At 71.9% G+C, this 16,346-nt stretch carries 18 protein-coding genes; 7 read left to right on the top strand and 11 right to left on the bottom strand.

Going from position 1 to position 16,346, the window contains the following annotated elements; all coding sequences use genetic code 11:
* Window positions 1-50: 50 nt before the first annotated feature.
* The 3 genes from ACIF9R_RS31165 to fabG all read right to left on the bottom strand — a co-directional run bounded on the left by ACIF9R_RS31165 (window position 51) and on the right by fabG (window position 3,397).
* Entirely contained in the window at window positions 51-1,637 is a 1,587-nt protein-coding gene (locus tag ACIF9R_RS31165) for an ABC transporter substrate-binding protein (RefSeq protein WP_399985750.1), read from the bottom strand.
* Between the two features lie 226 nt (window positions 1,638-1,863).
* A complete protein-coding gene (locus ACIF9R_RS31170) occupies window positions 1,864-2,622 on the bottom strand; it encodes an SDR family oxidoreductase (protein ID WP_399985751.1) in 759 nt (252 codons plus the stop codon).
* A gap of 13 nt (window positions 2,623-2,635) precedes the next feature.
* Entirely contained in the window at window positions 2,636-3,397 is a 762-nt protein-coding gene (fabG, locus tag ACIF9R_RS31175; RefSeq protein ID WP_399985752.1) for a 3-oxoacyl-ACP reductase FabG, read from the bottom strand.
* A gap of 301 nt (window positions 3,398-3,698) precedes the next feature.
* Here fabG and ACIF9R_RS31180 point away from each other — a divergent pair, with 301 nt between their 5' ends.
* Window positions 3,699-4,241: an excalibur calcium-binding protein gene (locus ACIF9R_RS31180; RefSeq protein ID WP_399985753.1), complete on the top strand. Its 543-nt coding sequence runs from the start codon at window positions 3,699-3,701 to the stop codon at window positions 4,239-4,241.
* Between the two features lie 60 nt (window positions 4,242-4,301).
* Here the strand turns inward: ACIF9R_RS31180 and ACIF9R_RS31185 are convergent, their stop codons facing one another.
* Both ACIF9R_RS31185 and ACIF9R_RS31190 read right to left on the bottom strand, forming a co-directional pair.
* Window positions 4,302-4,685 carry a DUF3037 domain-containing protein gene (locus ACIF9R_RS31185; RefSeq protein ID WP_399985754.1) on the bottom strand — a complete coding sequence of 128 codons (384 nt, stop codon included), beginning with the start codon at window positions 4,683-4,685 and terminating at the stop codon, window positions 4,302-4,304.
* Window positions 4,682-5,446, bottom strand: coding sequence for a HipA family kinase (locus tag ACIF9R_RS31190; RefSeq protein ID WP_399985755.1), 765 nt, complete (start codon window positions 5,444-5,446; stop codon window positions 4,682-4,684). The genes ACIF9R_RS31185 and ACIF9R_RS31190 overlap by 4 nt, the downstream gene beginning before the upstream one ends.
* 200 nt (window positions 5,447-5,646) lie before the next feature.
* On the opposite strand from ACIF9R_RS31190, the gene ACIF9R_RS31195 reads away from it, so the two are divergent.
* Both ACIF9R_RS31195 and ACIF9R_RS31200 read left to right on the top strand, forming a co-directional pair.
* Window positions 5,647-6,093 carry a Rieske (2Fe-2S) protein gene (locus ACIF9R_RS31195; RefSeq protein ID WP_399985756.1) on the top strand — a complete coding sequence of 149 codons (447 nt, stop codon included), beginning with the start codon at window positions 5,647-5,649 and terminating at the stop codon, window positions 6,091-6,093.
* Between the two features lie 41 nt (window positions 6,094-6,134).
* Window positions 6,135-6,611, top strand: a complete 477-nt coding sequence (locus ACIF9R_RS31200; RefSeq protein WP_399985757.1) for a pyridoxamine 5'-phosphate oxidase family protein — start codon at window positions 6,135-6,137, stop codon at window positions 6,609-6,611.
* On the opposite strand, the gene ACIF9R_RS31205 is transcribed toward ACIF9R_RS31200, so the two are convergent.
* Window positions 6,612-7,532 (bottom strand): LysR family transcriptional regulator, encoded by a 921-nt coding sequence (locus ACIF9R_RS31205; RefSeq protein WP_399985758.1) that lies wholly within the window; start codon window positions 7,530-7,532, stop codon window positions 6,612-6,614.
* A gap of 75 nt (window positions 7,533-7,607) precedes the next feature.
* Between ACIF9R_RS31205 and ACIF9R_RS31210 the strand changes: the two genes are divergently transcribed.
* Entirely contained in the window at window positions 7,608-8,555 is a 948-nt protein-coding gene (locus tag ACIF9R_RS31210; protein ID WP_399985759.1) for a DMT family transporter, read from the top strand.
* A 474-nt stretch (window positions 8,556-9,029) separates the two neighbouring features.
* On the opposite strand, the gene ACIF9R_RS31215 is transcribed toward ACIF9R_RS31210, so the two are convergent.
* Window positions 9,030-10,364: an aminotransferase class I/II-fold pyridoxal phosphate-dependent enzyme gene (locus ACIF9R_RS31215; RefSeq protein ID WP_399985760.1), complete on the bottom strand. Its 1,335-nt coding sequence runs from the start codon at window positions 10,362-10,364 to the stop codon at window positions 9,030-9,032.
* 35 nt (window positions 10,365-10,399) lie between these two features.
* Between ACIF9R_RS31215 and ACIF9R_RS31220 the strand changes: the two genes are divergently transcribed.
* Window positions 10,400-11,086: a pyridoxamine 5'-phosphate oxidase family protein gene (locus tag ACIF9R_RS31220; RefSeq protein WP_399985761.1), complete on the top strand. Its 687-nt coding sequence runs from the start codon at window positions 10,400-10,402 to the stop codon at window positions 11,084-11,086.
* Complete coding sequence (locus ACIF9R_RS31225; protein ID WP_399985762.1) at window positions 11,086-11,712, top strand: FMN-binding negative transcriptional regulator; 627 nt, start codon at window positions 11,086-11,088, stop codon at window positions 11,710-11,712. The genes ACIF9R_RS31220 and ACIF9R_RS31225 overlap by 1 nt, the downstream gene beginning before the upstream one ends.
* 36 nt (window positions 11,713-11,748) lie before the next feature.
* On the opposite strand, the gene ACIF9R_RS31230 is transcribed toward ACIF9R_RS31225, so the two are convergent.
* The 4 genes from ACIF9R_RS31230 to ACIF9R_RS31245 all read right to left on the bottom strand — a co-directional run bounded on the left by ACIF9R_RS31230 (window position 11,749) and on the right by ACIF9R_RS31245 (window position 15,329).
* Window positions 11,749-12,705 carry a DMT family transporter gene (locus ACIF9R_RS31230; RefSeq protein ID WP_399985763.1) on the bottom strand — a complete coding sequence of 319 codons (957 nt, stop codon included), beginning with the start codon at window positions 12,703-12,705 and terminating at the stop codon, window positions 11,749-11,751.
* 225 nt (window positions 12,706-12,930) lie between these two features.
* Entirely contained in the window at window positions 12,931-13,932 is a 1,002-nt protein-coding gene (locus ACIF9R_RS31235; protein WP_399985764.1) for an EamA family transporter, read from the bottom strand.
* Between the two features lie 46 nt (window positions 13,933-13,978).
* On the bottom strand, window positions 13,979-14,512 hold the full coding sequence (locus ACIF9R_RS31240; RefSeq protein ID WP_399985765.1) for a Clp protease N-terminal domain-containing protein: 534 nt from the start codon (window positions 14,510-14,512) through the stop codon (window positions 13,979-13,981).
* A 178-nt stretch (window positions 14,513-14,690) separates the two neighbouring features.
* Window positions 14,691-15,329: a PadR family transcriptional regulator gene (locus ACIF9R_RS31245; protein ID WP_399985766.1), complete on the bottom strand. Its 639-nt coding sequence runs from the start codon at window positions 15,327-15,329 to the stop codon at window positions 14,691-14,693.
* A gap of 164 nt (window positions 15,330-15,493) precedes the next feature.
* Between ACIF9R_RS31245 and ACIF9R_RS31250 the strand changes: the two genes are divergently transcribed.
* Window positions 15,494-16,303 (top strand): PhzF family phenazine biosynthesis protein, encoded by an 810-nt coding sequence (locus ACIF9R_RS31250; protein WP_399985767.1) that lies wholly within the window; start codon window positions 15,494-15,496, stop codon window positions 16,301-16,303.
* The last annotated feature ends 43 nt before the right edge of the window (window positions 16,304-16,346 follow it).

Raw genomic sequence — 16,346 nt, forward strand, 5'->3', positions numbered from 1 at the left:
ACCTACAGGCGACCACTGACAACCGGCCCCGCGGCCGGGTGTTCCCGGCCCTACCAGCTGGTCTTCCGGGACAGCTGCCACAGCATCATGATCGTGGACGGGTCCAGCGAACGCTCCGCTCCCCCGACCTCCCGGCTCGCCGCCACGTACTGCCGGCCCTGCCACAGCGGCAGCAGCCGCGCGTCGTCGACGAGAATCTCCTGGGCCTCCTCGAACTGCCTCACCACGTTGGCACGGTCGCTCTCCCGGCGCGAGCTGGGCAGCAGATCGTTCGTGATCTTGTTTGCCTCGTAGGGCGTGCCGAGCGCGTTCTGCTTTCCGACGAACGGGGCGATGAAGTTGTCCGCGTCCGGGAAGTCGGGGAACCAGCCACGCCCGAACACCGGGTACTCGCCCTTCTGGTAGCCCTCGACATAGGTCTTCCACGGGCGGCTCTTGAGCGTGATGTCGAACAGCTTCGACGCCTCCAGCTGGCGCTCGAGCTCCTTGAACTCCAGCCTTGTCTCGGAGCCGTAGCGATCCGTGGTGTACCAGAGCGTGAGCGGGACCGGCTCGGTGATGCCCGCGTCGGTAAGGATCTCCCGGGCCTTGGCGACGCTGGGCTCGCCGTAGTCGTCGAAGAAGCCGGTGGTGTGCCCGGTCAGCCCCTTGGGGACCATGGAGTACAGCGGGTCGACGGTGTCCCTGTAGACCTTGTGCGCGATCGCCGCGCGGTCGACGATCTGCGCGATGGCCTGGCGCACCTTCTTCTTGCCGGCCCACGGGTCCTTCGGGTTGAACACCAGGTAGCTGATGTCGGTTCCGCTGCCCTCGATGAGCTGGATCTCCTCCTCCTTGGAGACCCTGCCCTGGAATTCGATGACATCGCCCGCGGACAGCCCGCGGTATGTCAGGTCGATCTCCTTGTCGCGCAGCGCCTTGACCATCTTGGCGGATTCCTGGAAGTAGCGGACGGTCACCGCGCTGTTCTTCCGTTCGGCAAAGCCCTGGTAGCGGTCGTTGCGGACGAGCCGGGCCTCCTTGCCCTCCTCGTACGACTTCAGGGAGTACGGCCCAGAACCGACGATGCCGGAGTTCTCGCGCAGCGCGTCCGCCGGGTAGGATTCCGGGTCGACGATCGACATCGCGGGGGTGGCGAGCACGAAGGGGAAGGTGGCGTCCGGCTTGTTGAGGTAGAAGACGACCTCACGCTCGTTGGGCGCCTGGACCCGTTCGAGGCTTCCCAGCAGACCGGCCGGACCGCCGTTGACGTTGATCTTCCGGATCCGGTCGATCGAGTACTTGACCGCCTGGGCGTCGAGCGCGCTGCCGTCGGAGAACTTCAGCCCCTCCCGCAGTTCGCACCGGAACACCTGGTTGGAGGTGTCGGAGAACTCGCAGCTCTCCGCGGCGTCCGGCTGCGGCGTACTCGCACCGACGGGGTAGCTCAGCAGTGTCTGGTAGATGTTGCGGAACAGCTCCCAGGAGCTGTCCCAGGAGGCGGCAGGATCCAGCGTGCTGGGCGAGCTGGTTGTTCCCACGACGATGGGTCCCTCGTCGTCCGGGCTGCCGGGCGACAACAGGCCGCATCCGGTCACCAGGGACGATATGGACGCGATGGCCGCCACCCGCCGCAGGCATCGGTTCCGGTTGAACACGCGCACGCTCCTAGATCTGCCATGCCATGGGTCGGCAGACCATACCGCAGTGACACGCCGGTTGACCCTCCCCCGTGTGACCCTTGAGATCAACTCTTGATGACTACGTTGTCACTCCCCGTCGCGGCCCGGATGCGCCGACACGGGCGCCGTTTTCGTCAACGGGCGCCCGTGTCGGGACGGTTCAGGCACCTCCCGCGCGCGTGTGGGCGCGGGAGGACCGGGGTCAGGCCACGCCAGCGTTCAGGAAGATGCCGCCGTCGACCACCAGGGTCTGGCCGGTGACCCAGTCCGACTGGTCGGAGGTGAGGAAGGCGGCGGCGCCGCCGATGTCGGACGGCACACCGAGCCGGCCCAGCGGGTATCCGGCGGCGGCCTCCGCCTCCCGGCCCTCGTACAGCGCCTGCGCGAACTTGGTCTTCACCACGGCCGGGGCGATGGCGTTGACCCGCACCGCGGGAGCGAACTCGTGTGCCAGCTGCTGGGTCAGGTTGATCAGCGCGGCCTTGCTGACTCCGTAGGCCGCGATGAACGGCGAGGGTGCGAGGCCGGCCACGGAGGCGATGTTGACGATCGCGCCGCCGTTGTCCTTCTGCCAGGCGTGCCAGGTCTTCTGCGCGAAGCCCAGCGCCGAGATCACATTGGTCTCGAACACCTTGCGCGCCACGTTCAGGTCGAGGTCGGCGATCGGCCCGAACACCGGGTTGGTGCCGGCGTTGTTGACCAGGTAGTCGACGCGGCCGAAGGCCTCCATGACGCGCTCGACGGCGGCGGTCTGGTGGGCCTCGTCGTGCGCCTTGCCCGCGATGTACACGGCCCGGTCCGGGCCGAGCTTCTCGACGGCCTCCTTGAGGGCGTCCTCGCCCCGGCCGGTGAGGCAGACCCGGTCGCCGCGCGCGACGAACGCCTCGGCGACGCCGTAGCCGATGCCGCGGCTGGCGCCGGTGATCAGGGCGACCTTGCCCGAAAGTTCCACAGCAGTCATGTTCCCGGTCTTCCTAGTCGAGCGGTCCGCCGGCGACGTACAGAACCTGGCCGGAGACGAAGCCGGCTGCCTCACCCGTGAAGAAGGCGATCGCGTTGGCGATGTCCTCGGGCTCGCCGACGCGGGCGACCGGGATCTGGGTGGCGGCGGCGGCCTTGAAGTCCTCGAATCCCATGCCGACACGGTCCGCGGTGGCCTTGGTCATCTCCGTGGCGATGAAGCCGGGGGCGACGGAGTTGGCGGTGACGCCGAACTTGCCGAGTTCCTTGGCGAGGGTCTTGGTGAAGCCCTGCAGACCGGCCTTGGCCGCGGAGTAGTTGACCTGGCCCCGGTTGCCGAGCGCGGACGAGGAGGACAGGTTGACGATCCGTCCGAATCCGGCGTCGACCATGTGCTTCTGACACGCCTTCGACATCAGGAAGGCGCCGCGCAGATGCACGTTCATGACGGTGTCCCAGTCGGCGACGCTCATCTTGAACAGCAGGTTGTCGCGCAGCACGCCCGCGTTGTTGACCAGGATGGTCGGCGCGCCGAGTTCCTCGGCGATCCGCGCGACGGCGGCCTCGACCTGCGCCTCGTCGGAGACGTCGCAGCCGACCGCGAGGGCCTTGCCACCGGCTGCGGTGATCTTCTCGACGGTGTCCTTGCAGGCGGCCTCGTCGAGGTCGATCACGGCGACCGCGCGGCCTTCCGCGGCCAGTCGTACGGCGGTGGCGGCGCCGATGCCGCGTGCGGCGCCGGTGACGACCGCGACCCGCTGCTCAGTGGTGGACATTGCTGCTTCTCCTCGCCCTTGGGATGCGGCTCCTGCGGCCGGACTCAGTTCAATGAGCGACCGCTTAGTACCTTCAGCAGACGTGACGCTAGAAGCCCTGGCACCCGGTGTCAACGGCACACCGTGCGTGTGTGATCCATTCCCCGCGCGGGGACCTCCCCGGCCGCGGGTCGCCATGAGCCGGCGTGTGCCGTACCGGCGTGCGCGCGAAGCACCCGATCGGCCCAGCGCCGCGCGCCCCCGCGCCGGGCGGCTCCTAACGTCGAAGCGCGAGCCACCCGTGACCGGAAGGAGGCACCCCATGCGTCGTCGCACCCGTGCCATAGGCACGCTGATCGCGCTCGCCGCGATCGTGCCGTTGGCCGACACCGCTCACGCCCAGGATCTGGACTGCAGCGACTTCACCTACCAGGAGGACGCGCAGACCTTCTTCGACCTGGACCCGAGTGATCCGCATCGGCTCGACGAGGACCCGGGTCCGGACGACGGCGTGGCCTGCGAGGCGCTTCCCCGGCGCGGTCTCACCTCGTCCACCTTCCGGCCCGCCCCGTCCGCATCCGCGTCGGGCAGGCCACCGTCACCGTCGCCGACGTCCGCTTCGCCCACCCGGACGGCGACTGCCACCTCCGCTCCGGCGACCCCCACCCGCACGCCTTCGGCCCCCACCAGCGCACCCACGGCGTCCACGACTCCCGCCTCCGCCGCACCGACGCGCGGTGTCCAAGGCGGGCTGGGCGGTTCCTCGGACTCCCGCCCGAGCGCCTGGGACCTGGGCGTCGGAGCCACGTTCGTGGCCGGCGCCGTACTCGCGGCAGGGCAGCTGGTGAAGCGCCGCCGCTCCTGACGGTCCGTGGGCGACCGTGGGTGGTGCGCGTGGGCGACCGCGGGTTCCCCGCGGCCGGGGTCAGCGCACGAGCAGGTCGAGCAGCCGCTCGGTCTCCACCGCCGGATCGGTGGTGAGCCCGGTGTGCACGGGGCCGGGCTGGACCATGGTGGACCGGGGCGCGATCAGCCAGCGGAAGCGCCGTCCTGCGTCGTCCCCCGCCGCCTGGCCCGCAGCGTCCCCGCCCGCGCAGACGCCCTCGACCGCGCGCAGCGCCGCCCGTACACCGGGCAGGTCCACGGTGGGGTCGAGGGCCAGCAACCGTGCCTCGTCGAGATGGGTGCGGGCCGCGACGAAGGACTTCGGACGGCAGTACACGAGCACCCCCGCGTTGACGCACTCACCGCGTTCGACGCGGGGTACGACCCTCAGGAGCGCGTACTCGAAGACGTGCCGGTCGCTCACTGGTCCCCCTGAAGGCCGTGCATGTGCCGGTGGACGGTGGCCGCCCGGGCGAGCAGCGGCCGTGCGTAGGCCAGCCGGAGATCGTCGGGCGTGTCGAAGCCCGGCTCGCCGGCCAGCCAGACGTCGGGGATCTCCGCGGTGACCTCGGCCAGCAGTTCCTCGGTGACGCGCGGTGCGAGCTCCGCCGCGGCGGCCGCGACATCCGGCGCGAAGGTGTTCAGCGCGTGGTCGGAGGCATCGTAGGGCCGGGCCGCGGAGACGGCGGCACCGGGCCAGTGGTGGTGCCAGATCATGGTCGCGCCGTGGTCGATGAGCCACAGTTCGCCGTGGCTGCGGAGCATGTTGGGGTTGCGCCAGGAGCGGTCGACATTGTTCACCAGCGCGTCGAACCAGACGATCCGCCCGGCCTCCTCGGGGCTCACCCCGAAGGCGAGCGGATCGAAGCCGAGGGCGCCGGAGAGGAAGTCCATGCCGAGGTTGGTGCCGCCGCTGGACTTCAGCAGCTGCTGCACCTCCTGCTCGGGCTCCCCGAGCCCCAGCACGGGATCGAGCTCGACCGTGACCAGCCTCGGCACCCTCAGCCCCAGCCGGCGGGCGAGCTCCCCGCAGACCACCTCGGCGACCAGCGTCTTGCGGCCCTGCCCGGCACCGGTGAACTTCAGGACGTAGGTTCTGAGGTCGTCGGCCTCGATCAGTCCCGGCAGCGAACCGCCCTCGCGCAGCGGCGCGATGAAACGGGTCGCGGTGACTTCCTTGAGCATCGCCCCAGGCTACTGGCGTGTCGTCGCACGTCTTGGACGGCCCGGCCGGTGACCGCGGCGCCCGACAGTGAAACGACAGCTGTGATTTACACCCGTCCGACCGCGCGCACGCCAAGCTCTCGGTACTGCCTGAACAGCGTGGGCCCGCTGACCGTACCTTTTGCCAGATCGACCGTCCGCCCCGGAAGGGACACACCGGCATGACCACATCGCTTCACTCCGCATCGGGACCCGCCCGTCGAACTGTCGTGGCGGCGGCCGGAGCGGCCGGCCTCGCCGTCGCGCTGACCGCGTGCGGCGGGTCCGACGACGCGCCGGACTCCGCGGGCTCCTCCGCGGACTCCTCCGCGGACTCCGGTTCCGTGCCGCTCGCCACGACCGCCGACATCCCCGAGGGCGGGGGCAAGGTCTTCGCCGACCGCAAGGTGGTCGTCACCCAGCCGACGGCGGGCGAGTTCAAGGCGTTCTCGGCGACCTGCACCCACCAGGGGTGCGCGGTGAAGAGCGTCGCCGACGGAGTCATCAACTGTCCCTGTCACAACAGCAACTTCTCCATCGCCGACGGCAGTGTGAAGGGCGGCCCGGCGACCGAACCGCTGCCCGCGGTGGAGATCACCGTCAGCGGGGACTCGATCACCCTCGCCTGAGCCGGCCGCGCCGGGTACGACATGAGAGAAGAAGGGACCGTATGACCGCCACGCAGCGCCGGGGCCGGAAGATCATGATGACGCCCGGCGAGCTGGACGACTTCCTCACCGTCCAGCGCACCTGCCGGGTCGCCACGGTGTCCGTCGACGGAGCTCCGCACGTCAGCACGCTCTGGTTCACCTGGGACGGCACCTCGCTGTGGCTCTACTCCGTGGTCCGCAGCAAGCGGTGGGTGGATCTGCGGCGGGACCCCCGGGTGGCGATCGTGGTCGACACGGGGGAGGAGTACGACGAACTGCGCGGCGCGGAGTTGTCCGGGCGGGTGGAGTTCGTGGGCGAGATCCCGCGTACCGGTGAGCTGCGCGCGGAACTCGACGTTCCCGAGACGCTGTTCGCCCGCAAGAACTTCGGCCTGGACGAGATGCCCCACGACGGCAGGCACGCCTGGCTGCGCCTGACGCCCGAGAAGATCGTGTCCTGGGACTTCAGAAAGCTGACGACGCCGCCCCAGCCCTAGCTAGGGGTGCTCGCCGGTCACGCCCACGCGCTCCCCCGCCGCCCGCAGTGCCCGCACGGCCGCCCGGATGGATGGGCGGCGGTCCGCGTCCGCGCGCCAGACCACGAAGACGTGCCGTCGCACACGCTGCCGGAGCGGGACGGTCACCACCCCCTCGGGCAGCGGGTTGCGGCCCATCAGCGGGGCGATGCAGACGCCGAGCCCCGCCGCGACCAGGCCGAGCTGGGTATGGCTCTCGGCCGCGCGGTGGCCGACGATCGGCTCGATGCCCTTGGAGCGCAGCGTGAACATCAGCCATTCGTGGCAGAACTCACCCTCGCCCCAGGTGATCCACTCGTCCTCGGCGAACTCGGCGAGGTCCACCTCCTCGCGTCCGGCCAGCCGGTGGCCGGCCGGAAGCGCCACATCGGCCGGGTCGTCGAGCAGCAGCGCCTTGACGAGACCGTCGGGCAGCGGCATCGGCTTGTTGTACCAGTCGAGCACGACGGCGAGATCGAGATCTCCGCGCACCACGCCCCGGATGCCGTGCTCCGGTTCCAGTTCGCGGGAGCGCACGCGCAGCGCGGGATGCCGTTCGCGCAGATCCGCGAGCGCGACCGGGAACAGCCCTCGCGCGGCGGTCGGGAACGCCGAGACCCGCAGCTCACCGGCGACCTGACCGCGCTGCGCCTCCAGATCGGACTGTGCCAGCTCCACCTGGGACAGGATCCGCGCGGCGTGTTCGGCCAGCAGCCGGCCCGCGTCGGTCAGCCGGACCCCGCGTCCGTTCTTGGCCAGCAGTTGCTGGCCGACCTCGCGCTCCAGCTTGGACATCTGCTGCGAGACGGCCGAGGTCGTGATGTGCAGCCCTTCGGCCGCCCTGCTGACCGAGCCGTGTCGGGCAAGTGCGTCGAGGGTGCGCAGACGCTCCAGGTTCAACATGTAAGTGATGCTACGAGATACCGCGTGCGAAATCTCGATTGTCCTACGAGATAGGTGTACCGCATCGTTGCGTCCATGAGCAGCGTCACCGCGACCACCGTCCCACCGGGCCCGGTGGACCCCGCCCCGGAGCACACCCGTCCCCGTCTGGACTGGCGGCTGCGTTTCGGCGCGCTGTCCCTGATCTGGGGCTTCAGCTTCCTCCTCATCAAGGTCGGCACCCAGGGATACGCCCCGTTCCAGGTCACCCTCGGGCGGCTGGCCTTCGGGACCGCCGTGCTCGCCGTCGCCATGGCGGTACGGCGGGAGCGGCTGCCGCGCGGTGCGCGTACCTGGGGTCATCTCGCGGTCGCCGGGTTCCTGCTGAACGCCCTGCCGTTCTCGCTGTTCGCCTTCGCGGAGCTGACCATCCCGTCCACACTGGCCGGCATCTGCAACGCGACCTCGCCGCTGTGGGGCATGGCGCTGTCGCTGGTGGCCCTGTCCGAGGACCGGCCGACCCGGGTGCGGGTGGCGGGGCTCGGCCTCGGCTTCCTCGGGGTGCTGACCGTGCTGGGCGCCTGGCAGGGTTTCCAGGGCCTGGACGCCCGGGGCACCGCGCTCGCGCTGCTGGCCTCGCTGAGCTATCCGGTCGGCTGGATCTACGTCCGTCGCACCCTCGCAGGCAACAGCCACTCGAACCTGTCCCTGACCGGCGGCCAGCTGCTGCTCGCCACGGTCCAACTTGCCGTGGTGACGCCGCTGTTCACCACGCTCCCGACCGCATTCGCCGTCGGGCCGCTGCTGGCGATCGCCGCGCTGGGCACGCTGGGCACGGGTCTGGCGGTACTCATCCAGTACGGCCTGGTCGCCGAGGTCGGCCCCACGACCGGCCAGATGGTCACCTACTTCGTCCCGGTGATCGCCGCCGCGGCCGGCATCGTCCTCCTCGGCGAGACCCTGACCTGGTCGACACCGGTGGGCGCGGCGATCGTCCTGGCGGGCGCGGCCCTGACCCAGGTGAGGCCGAAGCGGCAGGCGTAGACACGGCGGCGGCACCCCCTTCCGGCGCCGGGGCCGGGAAGAGGGCAGCGGCACGACCCGGCCGACCTCGACAACCGCACCAGCCCCATCACCCCACGCCCGGACGCATGTCCGTCCCGGTGCGCCATCGACGCCGGGGTCCCCTTCACCAACGCTCGTCCGGTTCCCCGGCAGCGCCCGGTGTCACCAGGGATCGCCCACGCCAGTGCGACGCCACCGGCACCGCCCGGCGGCCGGGCCTGCCGGCGCCGACGCCTCGCCCGCAGCCGACCGCCCCCGCCCCCGCCCCGGGCGGATTCCGGGGCCCTTCGGCTGATCACGTCCGAGGAAATCGACGGCTGCCGCGGTCGCCGGTGAGCGGGGTCCGGTGCGGTCGGCTGCGCGACGGAGGAGGACATCGGCGCCCCAGGGGTTCCCGCGCGCAGGGGCCTCTCGGGCTCGGACGGGGCCGTGTGGGAGGCGCCTCCCCACGCCTCAGACGTACGTCCGCGACGGACCGGCACGGCCGACCGCTGCGGCGATCGCATCGGCCAGGGGCTCGATCTCGTGGTCGGTGAGTGTCGAGACGGTGACGCGGACACCCGGCGGCGCGTTCATCCGGAAACGGGCTCCGGGCGCCACCGCCCAGCCGGCGTGCAGCAGCCGGGCGACGGCGCCGGTCTCGTCCGGGACCGGTACCCACACGTTCATTCCGCTGCGCCCGTGCGCCGCGGTCCCGCGCCGGGCCAGCGCCCCGATCAGCGCGTCCCGGCGCCGCCCGTAGCGCTCCGCCACGGCCGCCGGATCCACCGCGCCCTGGCTCCACAGCCGCGCCACCGCGCGCTGCACGATCAGGCTGACCCAGCCAGGCCCGAGCCGCTGCCGCCCGCGCACCCGGTCGAGGGTGACCGGGTCCCCGGTGAGCACCGCCAGCCGCAGATCGGGACCGTACGCCTTGGCTGCCGAGCGTACGAAGGCCCAGTTCCGGGTGGTCCCGGCGAGGGGGTGGAGGGGGAGGTCGACGATGTGGTGCCCGTGGTCGTCCTCGATCAGCAGGGTCTCCGGACGATCGGCGAGCACCGACCGCAGGGCACGCGCACGTGCCTCGCTCAGCGCCGCCCCGGTCGGGTTCTGCGCACGGTCGGTGACGATCAGGGCGTGCGCACCGTCCGCCAGTGCCGTCCGTACGTCGTCGGGGAGCGGCCCTTCGTCGTCGACGCCGACGGGGACGGTCCGCAGCCCCAGTGCCGGGACCAGGTCCAGCAGACTCCCCCAGCCGGGGTCCTCCACGGCGACCGCGTCCCCGGGTCTGAGATGTGCCGCCAGCACCCGCTCGATGGCGTCCAGGGAGCCGGACGCCACGACCACGGGGCCTTCAGGCACCCCGTCGGCGTCCAGCCCGGCCCTGGCCAGACGCGCCAGCTCCGGCTCCACCGGAGCATGCCCGTAGAGCACCGGCTCCCGGTCGCCCCGCCCGGCCGCCGCCGCGAACGCCCCGGCGAGCGCCGGCAGCAGCGCCGGGTCCGGATTGCCCTCGGAGACGTCCCGCACACCCTCCGGGACCTCCACCCGCATGAGGTCGCGTGCCGTGGTGGCCGGCTTGGGCCGCACCCGGCTGCCCCGTCGGCCCGAGGTCTCAATGACACCCCGCTCCCGCAGGATCCGGTACGCGGCCGCGACGGTGTTCGGGTTCACCTCGAGCCCTTCCGCCAACTCCCTTATGGGAGGCAGCGGTTCACCCGGCCTGAGCTCCCCTTCGCCCACCGCCCGCTCGATGCTCGACGAAATCTCCGCCGCACGCCGCCCACTGATCCGATACTCTCCTAGCACAAACCCAATTATGCACTAGTACAAAGGAGAGCGCCATGCAGGGGACCCCGCCACCGCGGCGACGGCTCGCCGACACCTATCCCCCCACCGAGCGCACGGTCCCCACCCGCTCCCCCGACCGCGCGGCGTACGACAAGGAACTGGTGCACGCGATACTCGACGAGGGCTACGTCTGCCATCTCGGCTTCGTCCGCGACGGCGCGCCGGTGGTCCTGCCCACGCTGTACGGCCGGATCGGTGACGTCCTCTACGTCCACGGCTCCACCGGATCGCGCCCGCTGCGCGCGGCCGGTCGCGCCGGCACCGGCCTCCCGGTCTGTCTGACCGTCACCCACGTCGACGGGCTGGTGCTGGCCCGCTCGGCCTTCCACCACTCCATCAACTACCGCTCCGTGGTGGTGCACGGCCTCGCGTACGACGTGACCGACCCCGAGGAGAAGCGGCAGGCACTCGACGCCCTGGTCGACCATGTCGTACCGGGCCGCGCCGCCGACTCCCGGCCTGCCGACAAGAAGGAGCTGGCCGCCACCGCGGTGATCCGTCTCGAACTGGCCGAGGTCTCCGCCAAGCTCCGCACGGGCGGGGTCAACGACGAGCCCGAGGACCTCTCCCTCCCCCACTGGGCCGGCGTCGTCCCGCTGAACAAGGGGTACGGCACCCCGCTCGCCGACCCGGGCCTGGCGCCCGGCACCGAACTGCCCGGCTATCTGGCGGCCCGGTGATGCTGATCCACCCCTGGGACGCGCCCCGCGCCGACGACGAGTGGCAGCGGTGGCTGGCCACACACGACTTCGGCCAGCTCGCGGTCAACGGCCCACCGGGCGAACCTCCGTACGTGCAGCCCTTGCACTTCGCCTACGACGCGGGCGAGGCGGTCACCCACCTGGCCCGGCCCAACCCCCTCTGGCACGCGCTCGAGGCGAATCCGGACGTCCTGCTGAGCGTGGTCGACGACTACGTGTTCGTCCCCGGTCCCTGGCAGGCCGAGCCCGGCACCCCGCCGGAGCACGGCGTCCCGACCAGTCTTTACGCCGCCGTCCAGCTGCGCTGCCGCGCCCACATCGTGGACGACCCGGCGGAGAAGGCCGCGCTACTGAACCGGCAGACGGGCCACTTCCAGCCGGAGGGCGGCTCCGCGCGGGCGGCGGTGGGCAAGGCACCGTACGGACGGCTGCTGTCCGGCATCCGCGGCCTCCGGCTCGAAGTGACGGGTGTGCGGGCCAAGTTCAAGTACGCGGGCAAGCGGTCGGAGGCGGTGCGCGACCGGATCGCGGCCGGGCTGGCGGACCGGGACGGCGCGCGCGACGCGGCGGCACGCGCGCACGTCCTGCGCCGGCGACCCGGCTGAACCGCGTGCCCTCCCGGCCGGGGAGGGCACGCCCCGTCACACGGGTACGGCCGCCTGCTCACCCTTGCGGGTCCGCGCACCCCGCGCCTCGCCCACCGCGAGCCCCGCGACCGAGCCCAGCAGCAGCAAGGTGCCGGCCAGCGTCGCCGCGGTCAGCCGCTCACCGAGCAGGGTCACCGCGAGCACCGCCGCGCTCACCGGTTCCAGCAGCATGATCACGGAAACGGTGGCCGACCGCACGACGGCGGCACCGGCGAAGTAGAGGCCGTACGCGAGCGCCGTCGGGACGGAGGCGACGTACACCACGAGGCACAGCAGCACGCCGGGCACGTCGCTGTGCGGCATCAGTCCCTCGACCGCCGCGAACGGCAGCAGCACCAGGCTGGTGACGGCGAACGCCCCCACGGTCGCACGGGACGAGTCCACCGCGCCGTCGCGTCCCCACCAGCGGGTGAGCAGGGTCATCACCGAGTATCCGGACGCGGACAGCAGAGCGAGCAGGACACCCCACGGGTCCACCGTCGCCTCCCCTCCGCCGAGGACGAGCACGACGAGTCCGGCGAGCGCGCCCACGACGGCCGCCGCTCCGCCGCGCCCCAGCCGCTCCCCCAGGGTCAGCCGGGCACCGAGTGCGATCAGCACGGGTCCGGCACCGAGGGTGACGACGGTGGCCACGGCGAGTCCGGTGGCGGAGACGGCAGCGAAGTAGGCGGTCTGGAAGACGGCGAGCCCGATCCCAGTGGCACCGGCCCGCAGCACCCGTCGGCCGAGCGGCTCGAGGGCGGTGCTCCGCGCGCGCCGCGCCAGCGACCGGGCGGCGAGCAGCAGCACGAGCCCGAGCGCACAGCGCCAGAAGGACAGGGAGACGGGCCCCATGTCGCTGGTCAGATAGACCAGCGACGCGCCCGCGCCCGCGGTGCCCCAGGCGGCACCGGCGACGATCAGATAAAGGAGGCCTCGCCCGACGGGCAGGCCGGAGACGGCATTCGACACGTGTTCTCTCCGCAGATACACGCACCTCACGCAGCGGCGTGGGCGCGGAAGTTCGGGAAGGGATCCCGGATCAGTCCCGGCCGGGGCCGGGGCGGCGGGATCCGCGGACTTCGTCTGCGGGCAGCACCGTTACGCCCGGCGACCGGCCGGGCGGATGTACCGGAGGGCCCGCCTCAGGCGGCCGGAGGCGGAAGAACGAGTGCGCGCGCATGCATGATCAGCACTTTAGGCGGTGGTTCCCGGCGTGGACAACTCCCGTTCGGGCCCGCTGCCGGCCACCGGCTTCCCGGAGCCCTTCGCCGGAGCCGAGGACTGGGCGATGAAGGCACCCGTGAGCACGACCGCGCCGCCCACGATCTGCGGCGCCGACAGATGCTCGCCGAGCAGGACCCACGCGAGGACCGTGGCGATGACCGCCTCCAGACAAGCCACCACACCGGCGACCTGCGGCGAGAGCCGGCGCACCGACACCACGCCGGTGATGTACGCGGCGACCGTCGCGATCAGAACGATCCAGCCCAGCAGGACGAGGGCGGCGACCGGAGTACCGTCCATCTCCGCCTGTCCGGTGAGCACCGACCAGTCCATGGACCAGGGACGGGCGACAACGGTCAGGACGGCGGCGCCGACCAGCAGCCCGTAGGCGATCACGCCGAGCGGGTCGGGGGCCTCCGCACCGTCGCTGCCCTGGTCGGACAGGACGAAGTAGCCGACCTGACAGCAGGCTGCGCCGAGCGCCAGCAGCAGTCCGAGGACGTCGAAGCCGAGGCCCGACCACACCTCCACGACACAGGCGAGCCCGCCCACGGCCAGGAACACGCCGACCGCGGCGGCGCGGGTCACCGGCCGCCGCTGCACGAACCGCACCCAGCCGAGCACGAGCGCGGGCGCCAGATACTCGACCAGCAGGGCGACACCGACGGGGATGCGGGAGATCGCGGCGAAGTAGCAGGCCTGGACGCCGGCCACGGCGAACAGGCCGAACCCGGCGAGCAGTCCCGGCCTGCGGCGGATCAGCCCCCGGTGCCGCACCGCCAGCGGCAGCATGACGAGTGCCGCGCCCGCCACCCGCAGCCATACGACGTGGAGCGGGTCGAGGCCCGCTTCGATCAGCGGCTTGGCCGCCACACCGGATCCCCCGAAGGCCACGGCGGACAGCAGCGCGAGCCCGAGCCCGACGCCCCTTCCCTGGTGGTTCCGAGTACTGACAGAGGTAGGCACCGGCACATGATGGCAGGCGCGGACAGGAGCGTCATCCCCTATGACACCTGTCTCACCGACTGGACGGCGTCTCGAGCCGGATGAACAACTCATGGTGGTCGATTCCGGCACGCCGGAGCACTTCGACGGCGCGCGCCTGCGGGTCCGCGACGATCGCCGCGAGCAGGTCCGTACCGCACGCCACGCCCGCGCCGGCCCGGAGGGCGCGTTCGCGGGCGTACTCCATACAGCTCGCCGCCAGAGGCGAGAAGCCCGCGGTCGCCGTCACCACCAGGACGCCTCCGGAGTCCTCCACCGAGCCCTGCCAGCGCAGGCCGTAGCCGATGCTCCGCTGGACGAGATAGCCGAGCAGCCGCGCGATCCGGGTGCCCTCGCCGACGGCGGCCCTCACCTCGGCGTCGGATTCCAGCAGCGAGTGCAGGAGATGGGCGGTGTCGATCTGGCGGTCGCCGTCCCGGACCGCCCTGCGACGGGCACCGTCGACCACCGATGCCAGCTCGGCGCTGAGCCCGGCATCACCGTCCGCGCGGTGAATGCCCTGCGTCCGCTGCTCGCGGCCCTGCTGCCGGGGGATACGGGGTTGCACCTGCCCACCTCATCAGTCCCGCGCCCCTCGGACATCCCCGGCGGGAAGCATCTTCGCGTCCCACGGGAAGGGGACACCCCCGGCCGGAATCTCCTCCTTGCGAACGAGATCAGGGCGTTTCACGCCGAAGGGCGCGCGCCCTCTTGCGCACGCCCTCCGGCCGGTCCCGACCGCCGTGTCAGTCCTCGTCGGCGAGGATCAGATACAGCTTCTTCCGGGTCTCGTTGATGACGGCGAGCGCCTTCTCACGCTGCTCCTGGCTACCGGTCTTCCAGACCTGGCCGAAGGCTTCCATCAGTCCGAAGCCGGCCTGCCGGATCTCGCCCAGGGCCTCCCAGTCGACCCCGCGGGATGCCTCCTCCCACGGAGCCTCCGGGCCTTCCCCGGCCGCCGTGCGGCCGGCCTCGGTGAGGGAGAACAGCTTCTTGCCGCCCTCCGACGCGCTGACGATCAGGCCCTCGTCCTCCAGCAGCTGAAGGGTGGGGTACACCGATCCGGGGCTGGGCTTCCACGCCCCGCCGCTGCGCTCGGCGATCTCCTGGATCATCTCGTAGCCGTGCATGGGACGGTCCTTCAGCAGAGCCAGGATCGAGGCTCGGACGTCACCGCGCCGCGCCCTCCCCCTCGGCCCGCCGCGCCCTCGTCCGCCCCAGGGGCCGCCGTGTCCGAATCCGGGGCCGAAGGGACCGCCGGGACCACTCTGGCCCCCCGGCCCGAAGGGACCGAAGGCGGCACGCAGCCGCTCGAAGTCGCCCCGGGCGCCGCGCGGCCCACCGTGACGGTGCCCGTGCTCGTGCTCGTATCCATGGGTGCGCATCGCAACCACTCCATTCCATCGTTGATCTGTCGCGATGCTTCAACGATATATCGGAAGCCTCTCTCTGCCAACCCCTGCCGCACCGGCCGCCGCTCCCCACGACCGGGCCGGCACCCGGGAATTGGCCTTGGCCCGCGCCACCACGCAGCCCGTACGGTCGGGACATGCGCATGCGAATCGTCGACGCCTTCACCGACCGGCCCTTCACCGGCAACCCCGCCGGGGTACTGCTCCTCGACGCCTTCCCGGACGACGACCGGCTGCAGAACATCGCCCTGGAGGTCAACCACGCCGAGACCGCCTTCGCCCACCCACTCCCCGGTGGCGGCGACGCCGACTGGGCACTGCGCTGGTTCACCCCCGCGACCGAGGTCGCGATGTGCGGCCATGCGACCCTGGCCACCGCGCATGTCCTGCACACCACCGGCGCGCACAGGGGCCCGGTACGGTTCGCCACCCGCAGCGGCGTGCTGATCGCCACCCCCGGCGAGGACGGCGTCGTCACCCTGGACTTCCCCACCGCACCGCTCACCGCGGCAGCCGTCCCCGAGGGCGTCGCCGAAGCGCTCGGCGCCCGGCCGCTCACGGCCTTCGACACCGGCCCGGACATCGGGGACCTGCTGGTCGAGGTCGACGACGAGCGGACCGTGCACGCCCTGCGGCCCGATCTCAGGGCACTGGCCGCGTTCTCCGAGCGCGGCGTCATCGTCACCGCGCGCGCCGAGCACCCCGCCCGCGGCTACGACTTCGTCTCCCGCTGCTTCTTCCCGAACGTCGGCATCGACGAGGACCCGGTCACCGGCAGTGCGCACACCGCGCTGGCCCCCTACTGGTCCGAGCGTCTCGGCCGCTCCGTACTCACCGGCCTCCAGGCCTCGCCCCGCTCCGGCCGGGTCCGCACCGAGGTCCGCGGCGGGCGCACCCTGCTGGGCGGACGGGCCGTGACCGTCATCGAGGGTGACCTGCTGGTCTGACCCGGGCACGGCAGAGAGGGCGTACGGTCAGCCGTACGCCCCC

Source organism: Streptomyces sp. NPDC086080 (genome assembly GCF_044540255.1).
GTDB lineage: Bacteria > Actinomycetota > Actinomycetes > Streptomycetales > Streptomycetaceae > Streptomyces.

Excerpts from the sequence above, each read along its gene's own strand:
- ACIF9R_RS31200 (WP_399985757.1), top strand. The coding sequence starts at position 6,135 with ATGACCGCCACGCAGCGCCGGGGCCGGAAGATCATGATGACGCCCGGC.
- ACIF9R_RS31245 (WP_399985766.1), bottom strand. The coding sequence starts at position 15,329 with ATGCGCACCCATGGATACGAGCACGAGCACGGGCACCGTCACGGTGGG.
- ACIF9R_RS31210 (WP_399985759.1), top strand. The coding sequence starts at position 7,608 with ATGAGCAGCGTCACCGCGACCACCGTCCCACCGGGCCCGGTGGACCCC.
- ACIF9R_RS31170 (WP_399985751.1), bottom strand. The coding sequence starts at position 2,622 with ATGACTGCTGTGGAACTTTCGGGCAAGGTCGCCCTGATCACCGGCGCC.
- ACIF9R_RS31190 (WP_399985755.1), bottom strand. The coding sequence starts at position 5,446 with ATGCTCAAGGAAGTCACCGCGACCCGTTTCATCGCGCCGCTGCGCGAG.
- ACIF9R_RS31195 (WP_399985756.1), top strand. The coding sequence starts at position 5,647 with ATGACCACATCGCTTCACTCCGCATCGGGACCCGCCCGTCGAACTGTC.
- ACIF9R_RS31205 (WP_399985758.1), bottom strand. The coding sequence starts at position 7,532 with ATGTTGAACCTGGAGCGTCTGCGCACCCTCGACGCACTTGCCCGACAC.
- fabG (WP_399985752.1), bottom strand. The coding sequence starts at position 3,397 with ATGTCCACCACTGAGCAGCGGGTCGCGGTCGTCACCGGCGCCGCACGC.
- ACIF9R_RS31250 (WP_399985767.1), top strand. The coding sequence starts at position 15,494 with ATGCGCATGCGAATCGTCGACGCCTTCACCGACCGGCCCTTCACCGGC.
- ACIF9R_RS31220 (WP_399985761.1), top strand. The coding sequence starts at position 10,400 with ATGCAGGGGACCCCGCCACCGCGGCGACGGCTCGCCGACACCTATCCC.
- ACIF9R_RS31225 (WP_399985762.1), top strand. The coding sequence starts at position 11,086 with ATGCTGATCCACCCCTGGGACGCGCCCCGCGCCGACGACGAGTGGCAG.
- ACIF9R_RS31180 (WP_399985753.1), top strand. The coding sequence starts at position 3,699 with ATGCGTCGTCGCACCCGTGCCATAGGCACGCTGATCGCGCTCGCCGCG.